4 protein-coding genes are annotated in these 3217 nt (G+C 62.7%); 3 read left to right on the top strand and 1 reads right to left on the bottom strand.

Features of this window, described 5'->3' with window-relative positions:
- Together EN893_RS25720 and EN893_RS25725 are read left to right on the top strand one after the other, a co-directional pair.
- Positions 1-941: ABC transporter ATP-binding protein (locus EN893_RS25720; protein WP_164901099.1), on the top strand; the 941-nt coding region annotated here is incomplete at its 5' end.
- A 64-nt stretch (positions 942-1005) separates the two neighbouring features.
- Positions 1006-1224 carry a CopG family transcriptional regulator gene (locus tag EN893_RS25725; RefSeq protein ID WP_127270554.1) on the top strand — a complete coding sequence of 73 codons (219 nt, stop codon included), beginning with the start codon at positions 1006-1008 and terminating at the stop codon, positions 1222-1224.
- Between the two features lie 392 nt (positions 1225-1616).
- Here the strand turns inward: EN893_RS25725 and EN893_RS25730 are convergent, their stop codons facing one another.
- Positions 1617-2207, bottom strand: a complete 591-nt coding sequence (locus EN893_RS25730) for a transglycosylase SLT domain-containing protein (RefSeq protein WP_127270553.1) — start codon at positions 2205-2207, stop codon at positions 1617-1619.
- A 216-nt stretch (positions 2208-2423) separates the two neighbouring features.
- Between EN893_RS25730 and EN893_RS25735 the strand changes: the two genes are divergently transcribed.
- On the top strand, positions 2424-3217 hold a 794-nt coding region (locus EN893_RS25735; RefSeq protein WP_206640175.1), incomplete at its 3' end, for a trimethylamine methyltransferase family protein.

The following is a 3217-nucleotide window of genomic DNA, read 5'->3' on the forward strand; positions in this document are numbered from 1 at the left end:
ATCCCAGCCATTCGGTCGGTTCGCAGATCATCCGCACGCTGGAGAAGTTCAATGTCGGCAAGACGGTTGCCGATCGCCGCAAGCGCATGCTGGAACTGCTCGACCTGGTGAAGCTGCCCAGGGCGTTCGAGACCCGCAAGCCGCGCCAGCTTTCGGGCGGCCAGAAGCAGCGCATCGGCGTGGCGCGCGCCTTTGCCGGCGACGCCAAGGTGGTGGTGGCCGACGAGCCGGTCTCGGCGCTCGACGTGTCGGTGCAGGCGGCGGTGACCGAATTGCTGATGGACATCCAGCGCAAGAACAAGACGACGATGCTGTTCATCAGCCATGATCTGTCCGTCGTGCGCTACATCGCCGACCGCGTCGTCGTCATGTATCTCGGCTATATCGTCGAGCAAGGCACGACCGACCAGATCTTCGCGCCGCCCTATCACCCCTATACAGAGGCGCTGCTGTCGGCGATTCCGATCGCCGACACCAGCGTGGTCAAGCGGCACATCGTGCTGGAAGGCGACATCCCGTCGGCGATGAATCCGCCGTCCGGCTGCCCGTTCCAGACCCGCTGCGGCTACAAGAAGCTGGTGCCGGACAATCTGTGCGAGACCAAGGTGCCCCCGGTCAAGCATCTCGGCGGCGGCCATATGAGCCTGTGCTGGCTCTCCGACGACGTGCTGGCCAAGATGGAGCCGGTGATCAAGTTCGACAAGGAACACGCCGCGCACGAAGGCGTGCCGGATGACGCGCCGCACGGCGACGGCCCCGGTTTTGCCGGCACGCCGCCGAAGCGTCCGCGCGGCAAGACGGGCAGCGCGGCAGCCGATGCGGTGGGGCAGGCTGCCGAGGAGGCCGAAGCCGTTTCGAAAGCCCGCCGTCACGAGGTCCGCGACGAGGTTTCGGAAACCGGCCGTTCTCCAAAGCCGGGCAAGCCCAGGAAACCGAACTGACCTGCATCACGCAATTTCATTTGCTGCGCCATGTGATGTTTGATGCTTGGAGGGAGGGCGAATTGTGAGAACGACACTTGCAATCGATGACGATGTCCTTCTTGCCGCCAAAGCTATGGCGCGGCAGCAGGATCGCAGTGTGGGCGAAGTCATTTCCGATCTGGTTCGCCGTTCGCTGCGTCCGCCGCAGGCGGGCGGGGAGCGCAACGGCATTCCCTTGCTTTCGTCGCGGCCCGGCGGGCCGATGGTCGATCTCGAAACGGTCAATGCGCTTCGCGACTAGCCGCGCTGGAACAGAGGATCTGGCAGGGTTGGGGATCTGTCGGCAGCAAGATGTCTTCCCTCGGTGGACCATCGCTGGCATTCGGGATTGGCTGGAGCCTCCCCAAACTTCGTCATCCTAGGGCGTAGCAGGAGCGAAGCTCCGTCGCGGAGACCCTGGGATCCATGCCGCGACCTCAGCCGAGGGCGCAGCGGAGCACAATTTCTGCCCGCGGCGGCGATTTGAAGTCGCGGCATGGATCCCTTGGGCTGCGGAGCAGCTCCAGGGGTCTGCGCTGCGTCGCTGCGCTCCTTGCTCCGCCCGTGGATGACGAAGCGATGAGCGTTTGCCGCTAGTCGGCAAGGCATGCCGTCCATCAGCGGGTGGTTGAAATGCTCATGCCCGGAATTAGTTCAGTTCCCGCACTCGCTCAGTTGCTGCGCATAGTCCCGCGCCATCTTGTCGGTGGCCCGGGCATAGCCCTGGACGCCGGCATCGCCCCGGTTGCCGCGGCCATAGGCGGTCCAGCCGAGATAGTAGGCGAGATAGAGGTTGTAGGTGTCGTTGCGGGCAACGCCATACGTGTCTGCGGTCTTGGAATGATACCAGCCGACAAAGTCGACGGCGTCGGCGAATTTCGTCCGCCGGGCCGCCCAGTTGCCGGTCTCGCGCTGATATTGCGACCAGGTGCCGTCCAGCGCCTGCGAGAAGCCGGTGGCCGACGAGACATGCTTCCACGGAATGAAGCCGAGCAGCTTGGTGCGTGGCGGCCGTGCATTGCTCTTGAAACCGGATTCCTTGCGGACCGTCGCCATCAGCACGGGAACGGGGATGCCGTATTTCTGCTGTGTGCGCTCGGCGGCCGACTGCCAGTTGTCGAACCAGCCGTCATTCTGGTCGAAGACGGCACAGACATTGTTGATGTGGCTGGGCGGCGTGGCGCAGGCCGAAAGCGCCAGCAGCACGCAAACCGCACCAATTTTACTAAAACTCGAGCTACGCATTGGCAGAGCAATAGGCCGAAATCATAAAGGGAATCTTGCAGCGCTCGTTAACGCTTCGTCGGAGCAGTCGCTTGGGGGATTTTGTGTCAGTAATCCGACGTATTTCGTCGCTTTCTCTAAATAGATATTACAGAAATGCCGCCGTGGCTAAAATCACGCCCGCAAACGGCGTATTTCCGACAGCTTGCCCGGTTTGCCGGGGCTTTGATGCCGGGCATGAACGAACCAAGACGCAAACGCGGCGCCGAGCGCACCAGCAACAGGGGCCCGTCGGCCATCCCGCAACTGCCGCTCAGGCGGGTGACGAATCCCTATCCGCCAATGGCTATGCTGTCGCCCGACCAGATCGAGCAGATCCATCAGGCGTCGATGCACATATTGGAGAATTTCGGCATCGAGGTGATGAGCCCGCGGGCGCTGTCGCTGTTCGAGAAGGCTGGCGCCGAAGTCGATCATGCCTCAGCGAATGTCCGCATCGATCGCGGCCTGATCGAAGACGTGTTGAAGACCACGCAGTCCAGCTATGTGTTGACGCCGCGCAATCCGGCCAACGCGGTTCATCTGGGCGGCAACACCATCAATTTCACGCTCGTTGCCGGGCCGCCGAATGTGCACGATATGGAGCGCGGCCGCCGTGCCGGCAATTTGCGCGACTATTCGGATCTGACCCGGTTGGCGCAGCATTTCAACTGCATCCACATGCTCGGCAACCAGGTCTGCGCACCGGTGGAGCTGCCGGCAAACTCCCGCCATCTCGACACCTACTTCACCAATCTGACGCTGACCGATAAGAGTTTCCATGTCTCGGCTATCGGCCGGGGCAGGGCGCTTGACGGCATCGAGATGATGGCGATTTCGCGCGGGCTGACGCTCGACCAGATGCGCGACGATCCCGGCATCACCACGATCATCTCGGTCAACTCGCCGCGCCGCTTCGACGAGATGATGGCCGAGGGCCTGATGACCATGGCCGAGTTCGGCCAGTCGGTGGCGGTGACGCCGTTCACGCT

Source organism: Mesorhizobium sp. M7A.F.Ca.CA.004.04.2.1 (assembly GCF_004022825.1).
Lineage (GTDB): Bacteria > Pseudomonadota > Alphaproteobacteria > Rhizobiales > Rhizobiaceae > Mesorhizobium.

Coding starts and splice junctions, on each gene's coding strand:
- EN893_RS25730 (WP_127270553.1), bottom strand. CDS start 2,207: ATGCGTAGCTCGAGTTTTAGTAAAATTGGTGCGGTTTGCGTGCTGCTG.